At 50.0% G+C, this 22,286-nt stretch carries 20 protein-coding genes; 12 read left to right on the forward strand and 8 right to left on the reverse strand.

Features of this window, described 5'->3' with window-relative positions; all coding sequences use genetic code 11:
- Nucleotides 1–5: 5 nt before the first annotated feature.
- Nucleotides 6–635 (forward strand): dihydroxyacetone kinase subunit L, encoded by a 630-nt coding sequence (locus LAJLEIBI_RS00115; protein ID WP_006443803.1) that lies wholly within the window; start codon nt 6–8, stop codon nt 633–635.
- 72 nt (nt 636–707) lie between these two features.
- Here LAJLEIBI_RS00115 and LAJLEIBI_RS00120 read toward each other — a convergent pair whose 3' ends face one another.
- From LAJLEIBI_RS00120 to LAJLEIBI_RS00130, 3 genes are all read right to left on the reverse strand, one after another.
- Nucleotides 708–2,972 (reverse strand): leucine-rich repeat domain-containing protein, encoded by a 2,265-nt coding sequence (locus LAJLEIBI_RS00120; protein ID WP_167534359.1) that lies wholly within the window; start codon nt 2,970–2,972, stop codon nt 708–710.
- A gap of 224 nt (nt 2,973–3,196) precedes the next feature.
- Nucleotides 3,197–4,369, reverse strand: coding sequence for a GGDEF domain-containing protein (locus LAJLEIBI_RS00125; protein ID WP_006443805.1), 1,173 nt, complete (start codon nt 4,367–4,369; stop codon nt 3,197–3,199).
- Between the two features lie 37 nt (nt 4,370–4,406).
- On the reverse strand, nt 4,407–4,847 hold the full coding sequence (locus LAJLEIBI_RS00130; RefSeq protein WP_006443806.1) for a C-GCAxxG-C-C family protein: 441 nt from the start codon (nt 4,845–4,847) through the stop codon (nt 4,407–4,409).
- Nucleotides 4,848–5,081: 234 nt separating this feature from the next.
- Here LAJLEIBI_RS00130 and LAJLEIBI_RS00135 point away from each other — a divergent pair, with 234 nt between their 5' ends.
- From LAJLEIBI_RS00135 to LAJLEIBI_RS00145, 3 genes are read left to right on the forward strand one after another with little or no spacing between them, the layout of a single operon-like run.
- On the forward strand, nt 5,082–5,924 hold the full coding sequence (locus LAJLEIBI_RS00135) for a fumarate hydratase (RefSeq protein ID WP_006443807.1): 843 nt from the start codon (nt 5,082–5,084) through the stop codon (nt 5,922–5,924).
- Nucleotides 5,885–6,508, forward strand: coding sequence for a Fe-S-containing hydro-lyase (locus LAJLEIBI_RS00140; protein WP_083790620.1), 624 nt, complete (start codon nt 5,885–5,887; stop codon nt 6,506–6,508). The genes LAJLEIBI_RS00135 and LAJLEIBI_RS00140 overlap by 40 nt, the downstream gene beginning before the upstream one ends.
- Nucleotides 6,508–7,224, forward strand: a complete 717-nt coding sequence (locus LAJLEIBI_RS00145) for a lysophospholipid acyltransferase family protein (protein WP_006443809.1) — start codon at nt 6,508–6,510, stop codon at nt 7,222–7,224. The genes LAJLEIBI_RS00140 and LAJLEIBI_RS00145 overlap by 1 nt, the downstream gene beginning before the upstream one ends.
- Here LAJLEIBI_RS00145 and LAJLEIBI_RS00150 read toward each other — a convergent pair.
- Nucleotides 7,216–8,262, reverse strand: a complete 1,047-nt coding sequence (locus tag LAJLEIBI_RS00150) for an aldose epimerase family protein (RefSeq protein WP_167534360.1) — start codon at nt 8,260–8,262, stop codon at nt 7,216–7,218. The two genes, LAJLEIBI_RS00145 and LAJLEIBI_RS00150, sit on opposite strands and share 9 nt — an antisense overlap.
- 322 nt (nt 8,263–8,584) lie before the next feature.
- Here LAJLEIBI_RS00150 and LAJLEIBI_RS00155 point away from each other — a divergent pair, with 322 nt between their 5' ends.
- The 7 genes from LAJLEIBI_RS00155 to LAJLEIBI_RS00185 are packed head-to-tail and all read left to right on the forward strand — an operon-like array spanning nt 8,585 to nt 16,616.
- Complete coding sequence (locus LAJLEIBI_RS00155; RefSeq protein ID WP_040435166.1) at nt 8,585–9,643, forward strand: LacI family DNA-binding transcriptional regulator; 1,059 nt, start codon at nt 8,585–8,587, stop codon at nt 9,641–9,643.
- A gap of 49 nt (nt 9,644–9,692) precedes the next feature.
- Nucleotides 9,693–11,096 carry a M24 family metallopeptidase gene (locus LAJLEIBI_RS00160; RefSeq protein WP_006443812.1) on the forward strand — a complete coding sequence of 468 codons (1,404 nt, stop codon included), beginning with the start codon at nt 9,693–9,695 and terminating at the stop codon, nt 11,094–11,096.
- 32 nt (nt 11,097–11,128) lie between these two features.
- Nucleotides 11,129–12,610 carry a sugar ABC transporter ATP-binding protein gene (locus tag LAJLEIBI_RS00165; protein ID WP_006443813.1) on the forward strand — a complete coding sequence of 494 codons (1,482 nt, stop codon included), beginning with the start codon at nt 11,129–11,131 and terminating at the stop codon, nt 12,608–12,610.
- 20 nt (nt 12,611–12,630) lie between these two features.
- A complete protein-coding gene (locus tag LAJLEIBI_RS00170; protein WP_006443814.1) occupies nt 12,631–13,623 on the forward strand; it encodes an ABC transporter permease in 993 nt (330 codons plus the stop codon).
- An 11-nt stretch (nt 13,624–13,634) separates the two neighbouring features.
- Nucleotides 13,635–14,606: an ABC transporter permease gene (locus LAJLEIBI_RS00175; protein ID WP_006443815.1), complete on the forward strand. Its 972-nt coding sequence runs from the start codon at nt 13,635–13,637 to the stop codon at nt 14,604–14,606.
- 28 nt (nt 14,607–14,634) lie between these two features.
- On the forward strand, nt 14,635–15,678 hold the full coding sequence (locus LAJLEIBI_RS00180) for an autoinducer 2 ABC transporter substrate-binding protein (protein ID WP_006443816.1): 1,044 nt from the start codon (nt 14,635–14,637) through the stop codon (nt 15,676–15,678).
- A gap of 35 nt (nt 15,679–15,713) precedes the next feature.
- A complete protein-coding gene (locus LAJLEIBI_RS00185; RefSeq protein WP_006443817.1) occupies nt 15,714–16,616 on the forward strand; it encodes an amidohydrolase family protein in 903 nt (300 codons plus the stop codon).
- A gap of 654 nt (nt 16,617–17,270) precedes the next feature.
- Here LAJLEIBI_RS00185 and LAJLEIBI_RS00190 read toward each other — a convergent pair.
- From LAJLEIBI_RS00190 to LAJLEIBI_RS00205, 4 genes are read right to left on the reverse strand one after another with little or no spacing between them, the layout of a single operon-like run.
- Nucleotides 17,271–18,257, reverse strand: coding sequence for a transketolase family protein (locus tag LAJLEIBI_RS00190; RefSeq protein ID WP_006443819.1), 987 nt, complete (start codon nt 18,255–18,257; stop codon nt 17,271–17,273).
- Entirely contained in the window at nt 18,257–19,096 is an 840-nt protein-coding gene (locus tag LAJLEIBI_RS00195; RefSeq protein ID WP_006443820.1) for a transketolase, read from the reverse strand. Before LAJLEIBI_RS00195 ends, LAJLEIBI_RS00190 begins: the two co-directional genes overlap by 1 nt.
- A gap of 13 nt (nt 19,097–19,109) precedes the next feature.
- Nucleotides 19,110–19,781 carry a deoxyribose-phosphate aldolase gene (deoC, locus tag LAJLEIBI_RS00200; protein WP_006443821.1) on the reverse strand — a complete coding sequence of 224 codons (672 nt, stop codon included), beginning with the start codon at nt 19,779–19,781 and terminating at the stop codon, nt 19,110–19,112.
- A 25-nt stretch (nt 19,782–19,806) separates the two neighbouring features.
- Complete coding sequence (locus LAJLEIBI_RS00205) at nt 19,807–20,841, reverse strand: zinc-dependent alcohol dehydrogenase (RefSeq protein WP_083790621.1); 1,035 nt, start codon at nt 20,839–20,841, stop codon at nt 19,807–19,809.
- 245 nt (nt 20,842–21,086) lie between these two features.
- Here LAJLEIBI_RS00205 and LAJLEIBI_RS00210 point away from each other — a divergent pair, with 245 nt between their 5' ends.
- A complete protein-coding gene (locus LAJLEIBI_RS00210; RefSeq protein ID WP_006443823.1) occupies nt 21,087–22,205 on the forward strand; it encodes a sugar ABC transporter substrate-binding protein in 1,119 nt (372 codons plus the stop codon).
- Nucleotides 22,206–22,286: the final 81 nt, after the last annotated feature.

Raw genomic sequence — 22,286 nt, forward strand, 5'->3', positions numbered from 1 at the left:
TATATATGCAGAAGGAAAGCTTAAACAAGGCTGTGGACTTTATCAGCCGGAAGATGGATGAAAAGTGTCTTTATCTCGTTGAACTTGACCAGCAAAACGGAGACGGAGACCTGGGCATTTCCATGAAGGAAGGTTTCGCAGCGGCGCGGCACTTTTTATCAAATACAGATGAAAAGGATCTTGGCCGCCTTATGATGGGTATGTCAGGTACGTTCAATGAGGCCGCTCCATCCAGTCTCGGCACTATATTGTCTATCGGCATGATGGGTATGGCGAAAGCGCTGAAAGGAAAAGAAGAGGTGTCGGTAAAAGAGACGGCAGATGCTTTCCGGTCAGGCCTTGAAAAAATAATGGAGAAGGCCGGATCCATGCCAGGTGAAAAAACAATTCTGGACGCACTGTATCCGGCGTCAGAAGCATTGAAGGAACACGCGTCAGAAGAGCCGGCAAAAGCATATGAAAGTGCGGCAGAGGCGGCAAAAAAGGGGGCTGAATCGACAAGGATGATGCTGTCCAGACACGGACGGGCAGCCTACTATGGAGAAAAAAGTCTGGGCATCCTGGATGGAGGAGCAGCAGCCGGACAGCTTATATTTGAAGCGATCAAAGAGTCCGTATGTTCTAATTCATACTAATATATATGCAAAACAGGTCACCGGCTCAGCCGGTGACCTTGACCAGACATATATATCTGTCAGATGTTTGCTTTAATGCTTTCTGCATTTGCGCTTTCTGTACCATACGCCAGAAAGCATTCCGATTCCCGAGGCAGCCAGTATGATCCACAAAGACAGGTTTGTCTCATCCCCCGTTTTGACGCCCTTGCCTTGATTTTCTATTTTTGTCTGCCCGTTCTTGCTTCCGTTTTTCTGTCCTTGAGGCACGTTTTTCTCTTTCACCGTCAGTGAGGCGGCATTGCTGGCCAGCGTCTGCACATCATTATAAACGATGCAGCGAAATTGGCTTCCATTAGCGGCCAGAGGTACATTTGTGAGGGACAGCGTATCCGTGGCAGCGCCGGAATAGACGCCGGTATCGGGCAGATCCTCCCATCTGCGTCCGCTGTCTGTGGAGATCTGCCACTGGTAGCTTAGAGCCGGAGAGCCGGCGGCGGCCACGGAATAGCTTGCGTCCTGTTTGTCAAAAATATTCTGTACGGACGGATGTACGTCGATCTGTATGTCCGAGTATTCTTTGCGGGACCACTGATTCAGATACGGCGCCGCAAACACGCCGCTTTCATATCCGCCTGACCCGGCAGGGTAGTACAGCGTGCAGCTATTGTCATTGGGAACGCCAATGAAAGATCCGGAGTCAACGGTTGGAGTGATTTTATTACCGACAAAGGCAAGCGTTTTCAGATAACTGCAATTTGCAAACATTTTAGATGGTATAGCTATATCCACAGGAAGCCGGACTTTTTTGACATTGCTTTCTTCGAATGCGTTGCTCCCGATCGAGGCTGCACCGGACAAGTCGATGACGCCATCGGTAAAGGGTCCAGCGCCGCACACCATCGTACTCAGAAAATTACAGAACCTAAACACCATGGATGGAATTACTGCATCAGCCGGAAGCCGGACTTTTTTGACATTGCTGCTTTCGAATGCACTGCTCCCGATCGAGGCTGCACCGGACAAGTCAATGACGCCATCGGTAAAGGGTCCGGTGCCGCACACCATCGTACTCAGAAAATCACAGGACATAAACATCATGGATGGAATTACTGCATCAGCCGGAAGCCGGACTTTTACTACGCCGGACAAATAAAAGACGCTATTTCCTATGGAGGCCGCACCGGTCAGATCAATGATGCCATCCTGGATGGAGACCGACTCCGCCGGACCGCATACGAGTGATTTCAGGTTCTTACAGCTGCGAAATATAGAATCGGGAATTACCGCGTTTGCTGGCAGGCGGACATTTTTGATACTGCTGGATGCAAATGCGCCTCCCTTGATGGAGGCTGCGCCGGACAAGTCAATGACGTCATCAGTAAGACGACCGCTGCCGCACTTTAATGTTTTCAGATTCCAGCAGAGATTGAACATAAAATATGACACGTTTGCATTTGCTGGCAGACGCACCTTTTCTATGCCGCTGTCGGAAAATGTATACTCTTCATCAGAAAGGACCGCGCCTGTCAGGTCAATGACGCCATCCTCGAACGAGACCGAAGTCTCGGGGCCGCAAACAAGCGTCCTGAGACCGGAACAGTCCTGAAACATATAGTTTGAAGGCTTTGAATCAGCGGGCAGCCGAATTTTTGATAATTGAGTGTTTGCGGAAAAAGCATACTTGGAAAATGTACCCTTATAGTTACTAAAATCCAGTTCAGCTGCATGTGGGAAATTCTCCCTGAGATATCTCCCATCGGCTTGTGTCCAAATACCGCCGTCGGTTTTTCCCGTTATGATGAGTTTATTAACACTATCAGGTGAGGAAATTCCTGCTCCTGCGGCTGCCTCTTCAAAAGTGCTAGATCCGTTCAGAGATACCGTTTTAGTGTTAGGGGCCTGATTGGCGGCGCGCGGCTCCCCTTGGTCTGATACATTGGGGGAAGTTGGAATCTGTGACTGGGTGATCGGAGTCTGCACTGTTATTGTTACAGTAATGCCCTGCTGCTGTGACTCCGGAGGAATATACCCTTCGGGCAGCACGGCAGTAAATAGATATTCTCCGGGCTGATCGGAATGATATGTGCCGCAGTTCCATGTAACGTTCTCCAGTGCAGTCTTTCCTCCGTCTGCTGTCAACTCCGGAAATGGGATGGCATCCTGTTTTGTACCAAAGGGAACACTGACAGCGTCCGCCCCGTCCGGCAGTTCGTCCACAGTCACGCCGCCGGAATTTTCCGGTGTTGGTCCGTCCTGCGCCAACACGACAGTGGAAAACGATGTTAGAATAAAAGCCCCTGACATCAGTATGCAAATGGATCGTTTTAATGTTCTCATCTTACTCTGTATTTTCATTACAATACATCCTCCTCTGCCATATATCTGTTTCGGCTGCAGAAGCATATGATCCCCGCCGTTATACAGGCTGTGTATATAAACAGACATCTAATATGTAAGGAGTATACTTATTTTTGCGTGACAAGTAAATCATACGGTATTAGGTTTTTGAGAAAAAGTTTAAATTTAAAGCCGACGCCTAAAGGCGCCGGCTCGTAATAAAGATGAGCAGATGGATATTTTTAAAGCTCATCATTTTCATGGAATTCTTTTTTATGTCTGTACATGTCTTCATCCGCACGTTTGAACAGTTCTTTCAGATTCTTATCTTCTGCGGGGTCATATAATTCCCATCCGATTGAAAGTGACAAGGGTATATTCGGTTCAATTTCCTCTGACATTTCCTCCAGGCTTTGACTGACATTTTCCTTAAAGCTTCGTATTTCCTCCTCATCCGTATCCCAGGATAGGATGACAAATTCATCACCGCCAAGCCGGTAGGCGGCGCTGTTCTTCGGCAGGACGGACTGTATTGCCCTGGCGGCGGTCAGTATGCATATGTCCCCGCTGCTGTGGCCGAACTGGTCATTGACAAGTTTTAAATTGTTAAGGTCGGCAATGATAATGCCAAAATTGTCTTTTTTTGTCCTGGCATCCAGATTATTCAGATCTGTCTCAAATGAATTACGGTTTTTAAGCTGTGTCAGCTGGTCCGTGTTCGCCATATCTTTGTAGGCCGGATTGGAGACTCTGCGGAAAACGAGGACAGCTATTACAGTTCCGATAATACACGTCACAAGGATGATGACCGGAAGAAAAAGCTTCATCATGTGGTATGTGTCATACTGGTGGGCTGCCTCAAACTCAATACCGAGCACGCCTACGACTTCATCTTTATCATGTATGGGAAAATAAGTAATAAATATATTTCCCCAGTCTGTCTTTTTTATCTCTTCCGGCAGTACGGTCTCCCCGTTCAGGGCGAGCTCCATATCTTTATATATTTCCTGCTCTATCGTATCTCCGGGATAGCGGAAGTCCTTCGCCTCGTAATCCAGACCGTCGATCACATAGACGAAATTTCCGCTGCTGTCCTTTTTGGCAGTGTACAGGTAGCGGACGTTGGTCGACATCTTTACATCTTCCAGGACTTTTTTCATGGAGATGTAAGAGAGCTTGTTCATATCTTCCTTTGTGTTGATATCCCGGAAGGTGCTTTTGTCAAGGCTGTCTTCAAGATAATCGTGGATAGCGGTGACTCTGTCTTCCAGATTCATTATCATGTCGTTGTATGTCAGCGTGTAGCCGATGAAGAACACGACAGAAGAACAGAATATAGTTGTGACAATGATCAGGATAGAGACCTGGACATCTACCCTCCGTATCTTTTTTCGTAAGTTTTTTCGAGTTTCCACAACCTGTTCCTTTCTTTGACGGTTTTGCTGCGCGCGGCTACAGCTCTCTTATGATGATCTCAGCTGTCTTTTTGACCGTATCAGCGACAAACTTTGTACACTGTGCTTTTCTCTCAGGTGAATTCCGCTCCATTCCCCTTGTAAGAACACGGCAGCACGTACCGCCGCAAGTTTCTTTAAAGTGATCATGAAGCTCATTGGTAAGCTCAAAACACTTATTGATCTTCTCATCTCCCGGCGTTGTCCTGCCGAAGAAATACCCGATGCACATCGTGCCCCCGGCAAGCGCGCCGCAGATACATCCGCCGCCCCCAAGCCCCCACGGAAAGCCGGAACTCATCGCGATGGCGTCATCAGACATGTCCAGCTCAAAGTTTTTTTTGATGGCATAGATGATAGATTCAGAACAGGCAAAACCGGAGTGAAAAATATCTACGGCGTCCTTTTGCAGCTGTTCCATATTTATATCTGTTGTCATGATAGAAACCTCCCATTTCTTATATGTAGAATTATCAAAAAACTCCTGGTCATATTATAGCCTTACTTGTGGAAAAGTTCAATCGGGGACAGGGGAAAATCGGGTTGGGGACGGGGGAAATTTAAATTTCCCCCGTCCCCAACCCTCCCCAACCTGATTTTGACATACAGCGTCAAAACCTTTATACTATAAAATGAGTGAAAACTATCCTAATTTGAATCCGGGAGGAAAATTATGCGCACAGTTGACGTAAGTGTTATTACAGATAATATTAAAGAAATGTGTATAGAAGCGAACCATTATTTATCGAAAGATATGGACAAGGCGATGAAGGATGCCGCCGGAGCGGAAGAGTCTCCGCTTGGCAGACAGATTCTGGAGCAGCTGCAGGAGAATCTTAAGATCGCTGCCGGCGATATGATCCCGATCTGTCAGGATACAGGCATGGCGGTCGTCTTTATCGAGGCGGGGCAGGACGTCCATTTTGTGGGCGGAAGTCTTGAGGACGCTGTGAATGAAGGCGTGCGTAAGGGATATACGGAAGGGTTCCTGCGCAAATCCGTGGTGGGAGACCCTGTTATAAGAGAGAACACAAAAGAGAATACCCCGGCCGTTATCCATTACCGTATCGTTCCAGGGGAGAACGTGACCGTCAAGGTTGCCCCGAAGGGATTCGGCAGTGAGAATATGAGCCGGGTATTTATGCTGAAGCCGGCAGACGGACTGGACGGGGTGAAACATGCTGTCCTGACCGCAGTCAAAGACGCGGGACCCAACGCATGCCCGCCCATGGTGGTGGGTGTCGGTATCGGCGGCACATTTGAAAAATGTGCGCTTTTGTCGAAGGAGGCGCTCACGAGAGAAGCCGGTTCCCACTCGGAGATCCCGTGGGTGCATGAGCTGGAGGAAGAACTGCTTAAGCGGATAAACGGTCTTGGCATCGGCCCCGGCGGACTTGGAGGCACAACGACGGCGCTGGCGGTGAATGTTAACACTTACCCGACCCATATTGCCGGGCTTCCCGTGGCAGTCAATATATGCTGCCATGTAAACAGACACGTGATAAGAGAAATATAAAGCAGTTAAAAATACAGGAAAGGAAAGACAAAATGATGGAAAAGCATATTGCGGCGCCGATCACAAAGGAAGTCGCCCGGACACTGCGCGCGGGGGATTATATCTATCTGACCGGGACGATCTATACAGCAAGGGACGCTGCCCACAAACGAATGGATGAGACACTCTCCAGAAAGGAAGCGCTGCCGGTGGACCTGAACGGCCAGGTGATCTATTATATGGGGCCGTCGCCGGCAAGAGAAGGCCGCCCTATCGGTTCGGCAGGCCCTACGACAGCCAGCCGCATGGATAAATACACACCGAGACTGCTCGACATGGGACTCGGGGCCATGATCGGAAAAGGAAAGAGAAGCAAAGAGGTGCTGGATGCGGTCGTCAGAAATGAAAGCGTATACATGGCGGCGGTAGGAGGAGCAGGAGCGCTTCTGTCCAAATGTATCAAAGAATCAGAAGTCGTTGCGTACGATGACCTCGGCACGGAAGCGATACGTAAACTGACCGTGGAGGATTTTCCGGTTATCGTTGTGGCGGACAGCGCCGGCAATGATCTATACGAAACTGCGATTAAGGAGTACGAGAAATAATGAAAAGAATATTACTTATGGTATTCAGGAATATTATCCTGGTTCCGTTTATGTGGGTAAAGCTATGCTATTATGCTTCCCATGTGGACAAGTATTCGGAAGAAAAGCGGTTTGAAATGCTTAAGTTTATCACGACCCGAGCGAACAAAGGCGGAAATGTTACGATCGAGGTCCACGGCAGGGAGAACATACCTGAAAAAGATGGATTCATGTTCTTTCCAAACCACCAGGGCCTGTATGATGTACTGGCGGTCGTACAGGCGTGTCCCAGGCCGTTCTCTGTAGTGGCTAAAAAGGAAGTGGCGCACATACAGTTCCTGAAACAAGTATTTGCATGTATGAAGGCGTATATGATAGACCGCGACAATGTCCGCCAGGCAATGCAGGTGATCATCGACGTAGCGGATGAAGTAAAGAACGGCAGAAATTATCTCATATTTGCAGAAGGGACCCGCTCGAGAAACGGCAACGAGGTGCAGCCGTTCAAAGGGGGAAGCTTCAAGGCTGCCACAAAGGCGAGATGCCCCATCGTCCCGGTTGCTCTTGTCAATTCATTCGTGCCGTTTGACTCAAGTACGATAAAGCCTGTAACAGTCCAGGTACATTTTCTGAAACCGCTGTACTATGACGAGTATAAAGACATGAAAACAACAGAGATCGCCGGGCAGGTGAAAGACGTCATCCAGCAGACGATAATGCAATATGACTCAAAGTAATGAAAACCGGTAGACCGTCGTATGGTCGTACTGCCGGCCCGCCTTAAGGAACGGCTGCGCCCACCCGGGATGGCTGACGCTGTCCGGCGCGTACTGCGTCTCTGTAAAAAAGGCGCACTGACTGTTATAAGGCGTCCCGTACTTTCCCGTCTCACTGCCGGTGAGGGAATTGGACGTATATACGTGGACACATGGCATGGTCGTCAGACATTCCATGACCCGTCCGCTGCCCGGATGGGAAAGCGTAAGACAGCGGCGCATAGGCGATTTGTCCTCCAGAAACCAGTTGTGGTCCAGACCGCCGAACGGTTCCGTATGCCTGGACGGAAGCAGAAGCTGCGCTCCGAGAAGCCGTTCTTCCCTAAAGTCCAGATTCGTATGTTCCACCGGGAGCACTTCCCCTGTCGGTATGCCGTCCGGGGAAGCAGGAGAAAAAGTACGTCCGTATATCGTAAGCCGGTGGTCAAGGCACGTTGTCCCGCGGCATGTATTCAGGTTGACTGCCATATGATTTGAAAGATTACATACCGTATCCCTGTCACTGACAGCGAGGAATCGGATGGAAAGCTCATTGCGCCTGCTCAGCGAGAAGCGGACACAGACGGACAGATTTCCGGGAAACCCTTCCTCACCGTCCGGGCTTAACCGCTCCAGCTGGAGATATTCCGTGCCGCTGCCGCACATATGAACAGAAGGATTCCACATATATCGGTGGAATCCTTTTTTTCCGCCGTGCAGATGGTGTATTCCGTCGTTTTGTGTCACCTGTATGTCTCTGCCGTCCAGCGAAAACCTTCCGTTCCTGATCCGGTTCGCATACCTTCCGACAATGCCGCACGGTGCGAAGGTACAAGCCTCATAGTCATCCAGACAGTCAAAACCAAGAGCGACATCGCCGGGTGTTCTGCCGCAGTCCGGAACAAAAAGCGAAGTGATATACCCTCCATAAGAGCAGATCGTCACCGACATCGTTTCATTTGAAAGTGTGAACAGCGGCGCTTTTCTTTTTTTATCTCTGCTTTCTAAATATCCATTCATAAAGATTCCCATATCGTTTTCCTCCGTAACATCCCACTATGTGTATATCAGCTTATATTATAGAGCGTATTGCCGCATGTCAACATTCCGGCAGGGAATGAAACCGTTCCGCCGTAAATACTGTGATAAGTGATAAAAATGAAAAATCAAATTATGTGCTTTCGTCAATAGCAAATGAACATGTCCAACATTAGAATTAAAGTTGTAAATGAACCGGTTCATACTTACAGCGCTTACAACCATTTATTACCAATATTATTTTAACAGTCCGTATAGGATAATTAAATTGTACTGGTTCAAGTTAAAGCAGCAGGGGTGGCATATGGGAAAAAAGAATCCAACGTTGCGGGACGTGGCGAAATTAGCCGGGGTAGCTGTCGGCACGATCTCGAATTATCTGAATAACCCTGACGGAGTGAAAGAAAAGAACAGAGAGCGCATAGAAAATGCGATCAAAGTGCTTCATTTTACCCCGAACACAATGGCTCAGAGACTGGCGAGCGGCAGGACAAATACCATACTTCTGTACATATTGTCCGAGCAGGAGATCGGAGATTCCACCTGGCTTCACCAGCTTCCGCTTATCCAGGCCATCAATGACCGTCTGCACAAGACAAGATATAATCTGCAGATCAAGATCGGACAGATAGGGGAAGAAGAGTATTCTCTCGGCTATATGGAAGACTGTATTCAGGGCCGGATCATTGACGGCGCGGCGATACTGTCGGCGTGGGAAGTGCCGAAAGAAATGCTGAAGCTGTTTCTCAGAGAAGATTTTCCATATGTACTGCTGGAGAACAAAAGCGATTTTACAAACCATGCCTGTATACAGTTTGACAATGAACAGATGACTGTCAGCATGGTAGATTATCTGGCGGAACTCGGCCATGAAAAGATCGCGTTCGTGGATGTAAAAAGTGACCAGCAGCATATCCGGCTGCGGTACAGAGGCTATATCAAAGCAATCACAAAATATGAGTTTAAGCTGAACAAAGAATATGTAAGAGACGGGGATTTTACGATAGAAAGCGGACGGCGCTGTGCGAAAGAACTGCTGATGCTGCCCAAGCCGCCCACAGCCGTTATATGCGGCAATGACAATATGGCGGTAGGCATGATAGAAGAGATCCAGGGCAGCGGATACCGTGTGCCGGAAGACATTTCCGTCATGGGGGTCGACAACAGCATCGTTTCAAAGGCGGTCGTGCCAAATCTGACGACGATGGAGATGCCGCTTAAGAAAATGGGTGAGGTGGCAATAGAAGAACTGTTGGCAAAAATCAGCGATCCGGAGCATCAGATAGAAAGCACTATGTTTCAATGCAGAAGGATAGACAGAAAATCGACAGGAAAGGTATGCGATTCTGTTTTCCGCCGCTGACAAAAGGCAGAAGACAGTCATTACCGATAAAGATCAGGAGGAGAACAATATGAGCAAAGTAATAAAGATAACGAGCCCGGAAGGGATTCTGAATGAGGAGCAGGCAGCTCCGGTGCGCCTTAAGGACAGCGTATACCGGAAAAGAAAAGAGCTTCTTACAAAAAGGATACAGGAGAAGCATCTCGACTTTGCGGTGCTCTATGGAGACAGGGAGCATTTCGCAAATATTGAATATTTTACACGGTACGACTGCCGGTTTGAGGAGACGCTTCTGATCGTCAGAAAGGACGGAAAGACGTGGATCGTGGCCGGAAATGAGGGAATGGCCTATAGCTACATAATACCATACGAAGCGGAGCGGCTGTATTACGGCAACTTCAGCCTTCAGGGACAGCCAAGAAACAACGCCGCTTCACTGTCACAGATGATGGAGTCTGTCGGCATCCGCAAAGGCAGCAGGATCGGACTTGCAGGATTTAAATATTATGAGACGGCAGTGGAGGAGGAAGAGGCCTATACATTCGACGTTCCTTATTATATCGTCCGCTCGCTTCAGAAGGCGGCGGGAGAAGACCAGGTGACAGACTTTACGAGAGAGATCACCGGCCTGCCGGACGGGCTGCGTATGACGGTAAGAGATGCAAACGAGATCGCATTTATCGAATATCAGTCAGTGACTGCTGCCAACTGCGTAAGAAGAATGCTGAAAAATGCCAAGGCCGGCATGACTGAGATGGAAATATCCCGGAAAGCAGGCGCGGATCTAAGAGAGTGCATGGCATATCCGAACATTTTGGCAGGTGAGCGCTCCGTGAGCCTCGGGCTTAAGAGCCCGGACGACTTTTCCGTGCTCGAAGACGGCAGTCCGATGACGATCTCATACTCCACGCGCGGCTCCATGTGTGCCAGGTCCGGAATGGCTGCCACAGGTTATGACAGGCTCGGGGAAGAACAGAAGAAAGAATTTGACGCGTTTTATGAAAATTACTGGCACGCGATCGCCTCGTGGTACGCGGCAGTGACCGTGGGTGTGACAGGGAAAGAGATCTTTGAAATCGTACACCGGTACGTTGGAGACAAAAAATACGGAGTTGCGCTGAATCCGGGACACTGTATCGGCATGGATGAGTGGAGCAATTCTCCGGTCAGCGGACAGTCAGAGATGAAGCTTTACAGCGGCCTGCACTTTCAGTGTGACATTGTAGCCTGTATGACAGAGCCGGTCATGGCTGCTATCTGTGAAGATACGATCGTCATTGCGGATGAGCATTTAAGAGAAGCGTTAAGAAGTGAATATCCCGAAGTATACGATAGAGTTGTGAGACGGCAGGAGTTTATGCGTAAGAAGCTTGGTATCCCGGTACATGAGGATGTGCTGCCCATGAGCGGCAATAACGGGGTGATGTTCCCGTTCCTCCTTGACAGGAGCGAGATATTTGCACTTGAAAAATAGAAAGGTCTGCATAGAGGAAGGGGTGTGAAGCAGTGTCAGATAAAATTGCAGTTTGCCTGGAGCATATCAGTAAGACGTTTCCCGGGGTGAAGGCATTAAATGATGTAAATCTTGAGCTGAGAGAGGGAGAGGTACATGCGCTTGTGGGCGAGAATGGGGCGGGGAAGTCTACGCTGATCAAAGTTCTGGCAGGCGTCTACCGCCCGGACGAGGGTGGTAGGATCCGTCTTGGCTGGACAGAAGAGACTGTCACGGATCCATATTCTGCCATCAAACAGGGCATCTCCATCATATACCAGGACATCAGTCTGTACCCGAACCTGTCCATTGCGGAAAATATCTGCATGGGCAGGGACAAGAAAAGACTCATCAGCCATTCCCGCCAGGAGAAGGTGGCCAAAGAAGCGCTGAAACTTCTGGATATTGAGATCGATACGAGAAAACGGCTGGAGGACGTGAGCATCGGGGTACAGCAGCTTGTAGCTATCGCAAGGGCAGTGTACTTTGAGTCAAGAGTGATCGTAATGGATGAGCCGACTGCTTCTCTGTCAAGCGGGGAAGTGGAAAAGCTGTATCGCATAATAGACATGCTCCGGAAAAAGAACATATCTATTCTGTATATCAGTCATAAGTTCGAGGAGATCTTCCGTGTGTCAGACCGCATCAGTATCCTGCGGGACGGAAATTACATCGGAACGTTTCAGACGGAGGAAATGTCAGAAGATCAGCTGGTCGTCCATATGGTAGGAAGAAAAATTGATGAGATGGAGAAGAAGAAACCGGTGGAACGCCGGGAAAAACTTCTGGAACTCAAGGGATATTCAAAAAACGGCAGCTTTGAGGATGTAGATTTTACGCTTTACAGAGGCGAGGTCGTAGGGCTTACCGGACTTGTGGGCGCCGGGAGAAGCGAGCTGTTCCAGAGCGTATTTGGAATAACAAGGCCGGATGCGGGCGAATTATATCTGGACGGTGAAAGGGCCGTCATAGGAAGTCCTCAAAGCGCGATCAGAAAAGGACTTGCCTACCTGCCGGAGAACCGCATGACGCAGGGCATCATTGTGAAGCAGAGCGTGCGCGCCAATCTGTCTGCGGCGGTGCTCGAAAAGATAAGCGGTAAGCTGGGGCTTTTGGACCGAAAGAAGGAAGAGGCGCTCGTGGCGGAGAATATGGAGAAACTGGATATCCGTCCGCGCCTTCCGGAGATGGATATAGAGAACCTCTCAGGCGGAAACGCCCAGAAAGTAGTAGTTGGAAAATGGCTTTCCACAGACCCGAAGATCTTCATAGTAGATGAACCGACAGCGGGAGTGGATATCGGCGCGAAAGCAGAGATCCACCGGCTGCTGCGGGATCTGGCCAGAAAGGGGATGGGTGTGATCGTCATCTCCTCCGAACTGCCGGAGATCTTGAAGGTCTCCGACCGGATCGTCATTATGAAAAAGGGGAAGATCGTCGGAGAGATGGAGTCAGGTGAGGCAACACAGGAAAAGATTCTGGAGAAAGCGCTCTGATATCCGGAAAGGAGTATGAAATGAAGAAAATATTTGCGAAGCGGGAAACGACCCTTCTGCTGGCGATCCTCATAGTGGCGGTGATCACGACTGTGATAAACCCGCAGTTTCTGACGCCGTTTAATATCATCAACATAATATCCACCAACGCCGCCAACGCCATCATGGCAGTGGGCATGACGGCAGTGCTCATCGTAGGTGGCATTGATATCTCTGTGTCCGCGCAGCTTGTAACAGTCGGGGTACTGGCGGGAAAGCTCATGCAGATGCAGGCGCTTAATATCGTTACGATGTTCCTTGCATTTTTTGTGATCGGCAGCCTTCTCGGGGCGGTAAATGGTACGCTCGTGGCCAGGACGAACCTGCCGCCGATCATTGTCTCTCTTGCCATGATGAACATCTTCCGCGGATTCATACTGGACTGGACGAGAGGAAGCTGGCTCATGGGGCTGCCGAAGTATTTTCTGTCGCTTGGCACCGGCAAATGGCTCGGCCTTCCCATAAGCATATATATACTCGCCGCCGCGGCCGCCGCAATGCACTTCATACTGCGGTATACGGCTATCGGCCGCCAGATATATGCAGTGGGCGGCAATAAGACGGCTGCGGTGCGGATGGGAGTCAGCCTGAGCAAGGTGTACATCTTTGTATTTGCCTCCCTCGGAGCGTTGACCGGAATCGCGGCGATCGTTTACTTTTCGCCGAGCGGCGCGATTCTTCCGACGGCCGCAAACGGTCTGGAGATGACGATCGTTGCGAGCGTTGTGCTGGGAGGGACGAGCATCAACGGAGGAAAGGGGAATGTCCTGTCCACGCTGCTCGGCGTCCTGCTGCTCGGCCTCATACAGAATGCGCTCGTACTTGCCCATGTGCAGGCATACTGGCAGAATATTCTGAACGGCATCTGTATCGTGATACCGGTCATTATAGACGCGGTCAACACAAAGAGGGAACAGGGGGAATACAGACTCCCGCATATATTTGACCGGATGCAGCCGGCCAAGGCAGACTAGGGGGAAGACAGATGAAGAAAAAAACGAAAACTTTAGAAGGAAATGACAGGCTGCTTCTCATCGTGTTTCTGGGACTCACCGTTTTTCTTGCCGCGACGACACGTGAATTTCTGACATTCGGCAATCTGATGAGAATTCTGCAGCAGATGAGTGAGCTTGGCATCGTGTCCCTTGGGATCATGCTTGTTATACTGACCGGAGGATTTGACATGTCGAGCTCTGCAATGATCGGCATGACGTCGGTGACGGTGGGAGTCCTCTTTAAAAGCGGTATGAATATATGGGCGGCGGTCCTTCTCGGACTTGCGGCGGCGCTGGCGGCCGGGCTCTTTAACGGATGGCTCGTCGGGGAATTAAATATTGCCCCCATGCTTGCCACACTTGGAACAATGACGCTCTATCAGGGGATCGGACTGGCGTTGTCAAAAGGAGATGCGATCTCCGGTTTCCCGGAAGACTTTCTCATGCTCGGGCAGGGCTATCTGGCGGGAATACCGCTCCAGCTCTTTCTGCTGGCCGCGCTTGTCATACTGATGACGGTCGTGATGAACAAAGGCAGATTCGGACGGAAGGTATATCTGATCGGCTCCGGACAGACCGGTTCAAAATTTGCGGGGATCAACGTCAAAAAGACGATCATCCTCTGCTACGGGGCGGCTGCGCTTATGGCCGGACTTTCCGGCGTGGTGGTGACGTCCAGGCTGGCGACGGCCAGAGCCGACGCGGGCGCCAGCTATATGTTTGAAGGTGTTGCGGCTGTTATGCTCGGAGGGACGGACCTGGCGGGCGGCAGCGGAAAAGTATCGGGGACGATCATCGGAGTGTTGATCTTCGCCATATTAGGAAACGGGCTTAACCTGAACAAAATATCATCGCTGAAACGGCAGATGCTCATAGGGATTGTTCTGCTTGCCGTCCTGTTGATCCGGCAGTTTTCCGGAAAGCTGAAGGAGAGACGGATGATAAGCGGTCAAAATAAATAATAACTTATTCAATGTAAGGAGGAAAACTATGAAAAAAGGAAAACAGTTGACAGCGGTCATTCTGGCATTCGTCCTTGTATTTGGACTTGCCGGATGTACAAGAGGCGGGGCGGAGAAAAAAGAGGATAAAACTTCGTCTTCCGAATCAAAGAAAAACGGAGAGGACCTGAAAGTAGTAATGATGCCGAAGGTCATGGGGATGCCAATCTTTGAGTCCTATTATAACTCAGCCAAAGAGCAGGCAGACGAACTTGGCATTACACTGGACTACATAGGACCTTCGGAGCTTGACGCTTCAAAACAGGTGAACCTTGTGCAGGACTTGATCAGCGGAGGAGACACCGACGCGCTGCTCATATGCCCGGCAGACGGGGAAGCGCTCGTCCCGGTGCTGAAAGAGGCTATGGATGCAGGCATTCACGTATACACATGGGATGATGATGTGGTGGATGAATCCGCCCGGGAATATTTTATCAATATGTGCAGCGATAAGATATACGGAGAGCAGATGGGCAAGACAGTCGGTGAAATGCTGAAGGGGAAAGGAAAGATCGGCGTTGTCAACGGAAATATGACCGCTACATCCCTGACTTTGAAGGAAGAGGCGCTTCAGGACGTACTGAAGAACGAATATCCCGACATAAAAGTGATGCCGACCGTTTATCACGGCGGAGACCAGCAGAAGGCTTATGCGCTCTGTCAGGATCTGCTGACGGCCAACCCGGATCTGGACCTGATCGCAGTCATCGCGACACCGGGGCTTCTCGGCGCAGCGCAGGCGGTAGACGCATCCGGAAGAAATGAAGTCATTGTATACGGCGCAGAGCAGCCGAACAATATCAAGGAATATATGAAGAAAGACGGACTGGAAGTAGTGGGCTGCCTGTGGGATGTTATGACGCTCGGAAAAGAAGCAGTCAACATCGTATACAGCTGTCTGGCGGACGGAAAAGAATACAAAGAGGGAGATACTGTTGAAGGCTATCCGGAATCTTCTGTAGAAGGAACTAATATTACATTCAACGCAGTGCTGGAATTCGATAAAGACACTGTGGACGACTACAATTTTTAACGAGTGATACAGGCAGAATAAAGGAGGCGCGCGGGATGATCATTGATGCGCATATGCATTTAATCAGAAAAGAGAACTTTGACAAAGAAAGATACCAGTGGCTGGATAACTGGAGAATTCCAGAGAACATGAATCTGGATGAGCTGGTAAAGATGTGGAAGGGAATGGGGATCGAGAAGATCGTTGCCATGGGACAGGCCATGTACCGTATCTGGAATACCGACATGGCGGAAAACTACATACAGGAAGCTTACGAGAAATATCCGGATTTTATCATTCCGTTTGCAAGTGTGGAACCGATCGACAAAATAAACAGATTTAACCAGGCTTCTTTTGACAAGTTTGAGGAAGATGTCCTGAACAACAGAATACGGGGAGTGCTTTTCACCCCTCCGTGCGGTCATTACAATGCCAACGACAAAACAGTCTATCCGTTCTACCAGCTGGCGCAGAAGCACGGAATTGTCGTACAGTACCATCACTCTGCCATGAGCGAATGCCCGCCCTATTTTGCGCCGATGAAATATTACAGGCCGGAGCATCTGAACGATGTGATGATGGACTTCCCGAAAATGAAGATCGTAGTTGAACATATGGGCTATCCTCACACAGAAGAACTGTTCATACTGATGGCCAATTCAGACAGAATGTACACGGACCTGTCCATGGCGTATGACCGGGAGATGACGATCGCCTGGAACCTTGTGCAGGCAAGGGAATACGGGGTACTTAATAAGATCATGTTTGCCACAGACTTTGTGGCGCCGGACAATTACCCATTCTCCGCAGACCCTTCCGTGGAGATCCGGGGACATATCGACAAAGTACGCAGCGGATTCAATGAGATAAACAGACGATGCGGATGGCCGCTGCTCACAGAAGAAGAGATTGAAGGCATCATGTACCACAATGCGGCCAGGCTCTATGATATGGAGTAGGATATGGTTGTAGAAGTTGGGGGGATTGGGGGTGTACGGTGAGGAGTCCGGGTGTGCAGGGGTGTAAAAAGGACGCTCCGGCAGGCGGGAAGGTGTAACTGCAGTAAGCGCCGGAATCAGACAACCGAGCCTATTCGGGATGAAATCCTGAAGGGATTTCTTCCCTCAGAGGCTCTCGGGGATGTTATTTGTGATAACATCCCCGTGTCTGTTTCCGGCGCTTTCTGCAGCAACGCCTTCCACACCTGCCTCCGAACGCCCTTTTTGCACCTCTGCACACCCGGACTCCTCACCTGTTCCTCCTAAGCTGCTGAACTTTTACACCCGGGAGGGCTCCCTGGGCTGTCGCAACGGATAAGTTTAAGATGTAAATCCATTGTATCAGTTCCGATAATCCTGCGCGAGAAAGAAATTTGAGCTTTATGGTATACCAGGCGAAGGGAAGGGAGAGGGTAACTCAGGGCCGTTGGAGGGAGCTTTGCGAGCCGTTAGTGCAAAAAACACGGGCGGAACAGACCAGGAACTGCGCTTCAAGTGCAGTTCCTGAGACAGCTGAGACAGAAAATCATCCAGATTTTCTGACGAATCTGTCGGTGTCTGTTCCGCCCGTATTTTTTACACTTACAGATCGCAAGCGCACTGACCGGCTCTGAGTTACCCCCTTCCTTCCCTTCGCCGTACACCATCAACTCCCTCAAATATCATTCTCCTGACACACTGCCTGGTAAGCCCATACGTTTCTTTCAGGTATGATACGCTTCCCACTTGCCCGAACTGGTCGTTCACCCCGATCTTTCTGAGGGGGATGCCTGCGCCGGCCTCTGAGAGTACGTCGGACACGGCGGAACCGAGTCCGTTGATCACGCTGTGGTTTTCAAAGGTGACGATGAGCTGTTTGCCTTTTGCCTCCTGCAGGATCAATGCGCTGTCCAGAGGCTTAACGGTAAACATATCGACGACCTCCGTGGAGATGCCGTCCTGTTCCAGTTCATTTGCGGCTCTTAAGGCGTCGCCGAGCACTTCTCCCATGGAGATGAGAAGGACGTCACTGCCTTCTTTTATGATGTTTCCCTTTCCGATCTCAAAGGTAGAGCCCCGCTCGTATATCCGGTCCGCCGCTTTCCGGCTGGCGCGGATATAGTGTATTCCCTTGAGGGGAGCCAGCGTGCGCACAAGCCATTCAAGCTGGACATCGTCCGCCGGGTCAAAGACGAGAGCTTCCGGCAGCGCCCGCATAAAGGCGAGATCCTCGAAGGAAGTATGGGTGCCTCCGTTTGTCGCCGCGCACACACCGGGGTCAGAAGCATAGATATTTATCGTATTTTTTGCATATGCGCCGGAGAGAAAGAGCTGGTCCTCCACCCTCCGGGACGCAAACGGGCAAAAGGTATGAACGTACGGAATATACCCGAGCATGGACAGCCCCGCCGCCACCCCGATCATGTTTGCCTCAGCGATCCCAACGTCCAGAAACTGGTCCGGGTGTGATTTTTTTATGTCCAGGAAACCGGAGGCGCCTCCAAGATCTGCTTCCAGGGCGATAACAGCTTTATCTGCAGACATCATGTCCTGCAGTGTCTCCGTGAAAACCTGTTTTAACTCTTTGCTTTTTTCTTCTGTCTCACTGCATAATCTCCACATTATTGTTCCTCCAGTCTGTAAGCATCGGCCAGTTCCTCAAGTATTTTATCTACTTCCCGGCAGTCCTGCTCATTAAACTTTACCGAATGGTTGGATTCCATTTTCTCAAAATACGCGGCTCCCTGCCCTTTGACAGTGTCCAGGATGATGCAGACCGCTGAGTCCTCAACCGCTTTCGCCCGGCGCACAGCGTCCGAGATCTGTCGTTCATCGGCGCCGTTAACCGTCTCTGTGTGAAAACCAAATGCCTTCATTTTATCTTCGAGGGAGAACGGATTGAGGATGTCGGCTGTGTAGCCGTCGAGCTGCCGTTTGTTATCGTCGATCAGTACGATGACATTGTGAAGCTTATGATGTGCGATAAACTGGAAAGCCTCCCAGCACTGTCCCTCATTCAGTTCGCCGTCCCCTGCGATGAGGTACACAAAACGGCCGGAATTTTTCAGTTTCAATCCATATCCAAGTCCTGCCGCCACAGACGTACCCTGACCGAGGGAGCCGGTTGTGGCGTCCACGCCCGGCGTCTTTGTGCGGTCCGGGTGGGAAGGGAAACGGGTGCCGCCTTCATTTAATGTGTACAGTTCCTCTTCAGGAAAGTATCCCGCCGTGCACAGGGCAGCATAGAGCCCCGGCCCCGCGTGTCCTTTTGACAGGACGAGCAGATCCCGCTCTTCCCAGTCCGGATCGCGCGGGTCATACTTCATCTGCTCTCCGTATAGTACAGAGAGGACTTCCACGATGGACATGGAGCCGCCCAGATGCCCGCCTTTCTTGGCTTTCAAAAGCTTCAGAAGGACCGTGCGGATTCTGGCAGAATACTGTTTCAGATTTTGTTCCATAGATGTCGCCTCCTTAAACGAGTGAACGGATGATCTCTTTTCCCGCGCTGGCGCCGAGACGGTCCGCGCCTGCGGCCAGCATTTTTTCAGCATCTTCCAGTGTGCGGACGCCACCGGAGGCTTTGACTCCCACGCCGCTGCCTACGGTTTTGCGCATGAGCGCCACATCGTGCGCTGTCGCCCCGCCCTTTGAAAAACCGGTTGAAGTTTTCACAAAATCAGCGCCGGCTTCTTTGGCGATCTCACATACCTTCACTTTTTCCTCATCTGTGAGAAGGCACGTCTCAATGATCACTTTCACAAGAGCATCCTTTTTAACGGCCGTTACCGCCCGGATATCTTTATTAACGAGCTCCCAGTCGCCGGATTTTACCGCGCCGATGTTGACGACCATGTCTACTTCCTGCGCGCCCTGTCCGATGACATAGGCGGCCTCCATTGCTTTCATCTCAGGAGTCTCGCTGCCGAGCGGGAAGCTGATAACGCAGCACGCTTTTACGCCGGTCTCCTTTAGCTGTTCTGATACGAGTGAGATCCACGCCGGATTGACGCATACAGATGCAAAGTGGTATTGTTCTGCCTCCCGGCAGATCTGCAGGATATTTTCTTTGGCTGCGTCGGCTTTCAGAAGTGTGTGATCTATATAAGAAGCCATCTCCCGGCGGGTGTAAGTTTTTGTGTCCATGTCTGTTCCTCCTTTTTTGTGCGTCTTAGATCTCAATGACGACTTTCTGGGCAGCAGCCCGGTTATTTTCTACATATTGATAAGCTTCTGCATACTGGTCGAATGTAAATGTCTTCGTTATGAGGCTCTTTAGATCAGCCTTCTGCTCTCCGGCAAGGCGTACTGCGTCCATATAATCTTCGTGGGTGTACATCAGTGTTCCAAGAAGTGCGTATTCCCGGTCCTGCACGGCCGCCATATCGACCTTCGGCATATCTTCAAATACACCTACGATGACGATACTGATACCTTTTGGGGCAATGTCGATGGCGTCGTTTAATACAGATTCTACGGCAGAGCACTCGAGGATCAGATCGAGCTGTTCTTCGCCAAGTGTTTCACGGACCGCGTCCCGGAGGCTTTTGTCCTTAACGTTGACTGTATTGGAAATGCCGCATTTTCTGGCCAGCTTAAGTTTGTAATCCGAGATATCGGTGATGATCACGTTTGCCGCGCCAAGGCCTAAGGCTGCCTGGGCCGCCACATTGCCGATCGTGCCGGCGCCGCAGACGAGTATGTTTTTCCCGGCCGGGTTCCCGGCCCGCTTGACCGCGTGCACGCCGACGGCCAACGGTTCCAGAACAGTGCCTTCCGCATAGGAAAGGGTGTCCGGTATCTTATAAAGAATAGAAGTTTCCACGGCAAAATATTCAGAGGAACCGCCGGTGCTCAGGCAGCCGAGCACATTTAATTCTTCGCATATATTGTAGCGTCCTTCCCTGCACGGACGGCATTTTCCGCACGTGCGCTGCGGACGGATGACGACACGGTCCCCTTCTGTAAGGCCGTCATGCGCTCCGGGTCCGAAAGATACGATCTCGCCGCTGGCCTCATGCCCTAATACAATAGGAGTATGTACGAAGGGATGCTTTCCAAAATAAGTGTGGATATCAGAACCACAGATACCGACCGCCTTCATTTTCAGCAGCGCCTGTCCTTCTCCTGGTACGGGAATTTCTACATTCCGGCATGCAAATGATTTTGGCTCATCTAAAATGACTTGTTTCATCATAGGACTCATAATTATTGACCTCCTTTAAATGTATGAGAAATTTTGAGCTTATTTTATCATGTTATGATTGCTAAGTCAACAAAATGAATAAATAACAATCAAAAAAGAGAAAAATAATTGACAATAAGTCAAAAGTATGATAATTTAAATTAAAATAAATGATTGAAAAAGATTGGAAATGATTACCAGTTAATTTCCGCTCACAAGTATTCAATCAAAAACAAACTATCTTATTTAAAGAAGGAGGAACAGATATGAAGAAGAGATTATTAAGTGTGCTTCTCTGTGTAGCGATGACAGCGTCCATGGTGATCGGATGCGGCGCGAAAGAGGAGAAGAAAGACGATTCTGCCAAGACGGAGAGCAGTGACAACAAGGATGGGAAGATTTATCTTCTGCACAAAGGGCTTGACTACTATGCATGGGCGGCCATGCAGGAGGCGTTTGACAAGTACGCGGGTGATCTGGACTGTAATTATGAGATCCTGAATGCAGAAAACGATGTTTCCAAACAGGTGGAACAGTTCAAGACTGTACTTACCCAGGATCCGAAGGCGATCATTGTTACAGCGATCGACTCGGAAAGTCTGATCGACTGTGTAAAAGAAGCAAATGACGCCGGCATTCCGGTCGGCGTATACGACACTCCGATCACAGGCGGAGACATCGATATCACGGTAGACTGCGATAACCTCATGGCGGGGCAGCAGGCGGCGGAGATCATCGTAGACAAACTGAAAGAAAAGAACGGGGAAGAAAAGGGAAAAGTGCTGAATGTATTCGGCGATCTGGCAAGCCAGGTAATGCAGGAGAGAAAACAGGGATTTGACAATGTAATGGAGAAATATCCGAACATTGAAGTCATCGAAGCAAGCGGCAAGGGCGACCGTCTGCTGTCTCAGGACGCGGCATCCAATGCCCTGGCGGCAAATGAAGACATTGACGCGGTACATGCTCCGTGTGACAACGCGTTCTATGGCGTATACGAGGCAGTTGAATCAGCGGGCAAGCTGAAAAAAGTCGGCGAAGAGGGACATATCATCATGGTTTCCCTGGACGGTGAGCCGGCGGCACTCGACCGTATTTCTGAAGGCTATATGGACGGAACGGTCAATCTTGACTGGCATGCAGTTGCGGCGATCTGCCTGGAAATGATGGACAAGTATATCTTTGAAGGCAAAGACCTGCCGGATACATATGAAGCAAAAGATTCTTACTTTAAATTCGCATGGGACAGCACGGAAATCAAGGACGCCACAGAGTGGAAAGGCCCATGGATCAGCCTTCCGACTCATAAGATCGACAAAGACAACGCACAGGATCCGAACAATTCCGGACGTTATTCAGCGGATGTTCTCGGTATCGAGTATTAATTCCGACGGGTCATGCTGGAAGCCAAATAAGTAATTAACACGGTTTGGGTGAGCATGTGGCAGATTGTCATATGCTCATTC

The sequence above is a fragment of the [Clostridium] hylemonae DSM 15053 genome, from assembly GCF_008281175.1.
In the GTDB taxonomy this organism is placed as follows: domain Bacteria; phylum Bacillota; class Clostridia; order Lachnospirales; family Lachnospiraceae; genus Extibacter; species Extibacter hylemonae.

Excerpts from the sequence above, each read along its gene's own strand:
- LAJLEIBI_RS00115 (WP_006443803.1), top strand. The coding sequence starts at position 6 with ATGCAGAAGGAAAGCTTAAACAAGGCTGTGGACTTTATCAGCCGGAAG.
- LAJLEIBI_RS00180 (WP_006443816.1), top strand. The coding sequence starts at position 14,635 with ATGAAAAAAGGAAAACAGTTGACAGCGGTCATTCTGGCATTCGTCCTT.
- LAJLEIBI_RS00130 (WP_006443806.1), bottom strand. The coding sequence starts at position 4,847 with ATGACAACAGATATAAATATGGAACAGCTGCAAAAGGACGCCGTAGAT.
- LAJLEIBI_RS00135 (WP_006443807.1), top strand. The coding sequence starts at position 5,082 with ATGCGCACAGTTGACGTAAGTGTTATTACAGATAATATTAAAGAAATG.
- LAJLEIBI_RS00155 (WP_040435166.1), top strand. The coding sequence starts at position 8,585 with ATGGGAAAAAAGAATCCAACGTTGCGGGACGTGGCGAAATTAGCCGGG.
- LAJLEIBI_RS00185 (WP_006443817.1), top strand. The coding sequence starts at position 15,714 with ATGATCATTGATGCGCATATGCATTTAATCAGAAAAGAGAACTTTGAC.
- LAJLEIBI_RS00120 (WP_167534359.1), bottom strand. The coding sequence starts at position 2,972 with ATGAAAATACAGAGTAAGATGAGAACATTAAAACGATCCATTTGCATA.
- LAJLEIBI_RS00145 (WP_006443809.1), top strand. The coding sequence starts at position 6,508 with ATGAAAAGAATATTACTTATGGTATTCAGGAATATTATCCTGGTTCCG.
- LAJLEIBI_RS00190 (WP_006443819.1), bottom strand. The coding sequence starts at position 18,257 with ATGTGGAGATTATGCAGTGAGACAGAAGAAAAAAGCAAAGAGTTAAAA.
- LAJLEIBI_RS00195 (WP_006443820.1), bottom strand. The coding sequence starts at position 19,096 with ATGGAACAAAATCTGAAACAGTATTCTGCCAGAATCCGCACGGTCCTT.
- LAJLEIBI_RS00210 (WP_006443823.1), top strand. The coding sequence starts at position 21,087 with ATGAAGAAGAGATTATTAAGTGTGCTTCTCTGTGTAGCGATGACAGCG.
- LAJLEIBI_RS00175 (WP_006443815.1), top strand. The coding sequence starts at position 13,635 with ATGAAGAAAAAAACGAAAACTTTAGAAGGAAATGACAGGCTGCTTCTC.
- LAJLEIBI_RS00170 (WP_006443814.1), top strand. The coding sequence starts at position 12,631 with ATGAAGAAAATATTTGCGAAGCGGGAAACGACCCTTCTGCTGGCGATC.
- LAJLEIBI_RS00150 (WP_167534360.1), bottom strand. The coding sequence starts at position 8,262 with ATGAATGGATATTTAGAAAGCAGAGATAAAAAAAGAAAAGCGCCGCTG.
- LAJLEIBI_RS00140 (WP_083790620.1), top strand. The coding sequence starts at position 5,885 with ATGCTGCCATGTAAACAGACACGTGATAAGAGAAATATAAAGCAGTTA.
- deoC (WP_006443821.1), bottom strand. The coding sequence starts at position 19,781 with ATGGACACAAAAACTTACACCCGCCGGGAGATGGCTTCTTATATAGAT.
- LAJLEIBI_RS00205 (WP_083790621.1), bottom strand. The coding sequence starts at position 20,841 with ATGAGTCCTATGATGAAACAAGTCATTTTAGATGAGCCAAAATCATTT.
- LAJLEIBI_RS00160 (WP_006443812.1), top strand. The coding sequence starts at position 9,693 with ATGAGCAAAGTAATAAAGATAACGAGCCCGGAAGGGATTCTGAATGAG.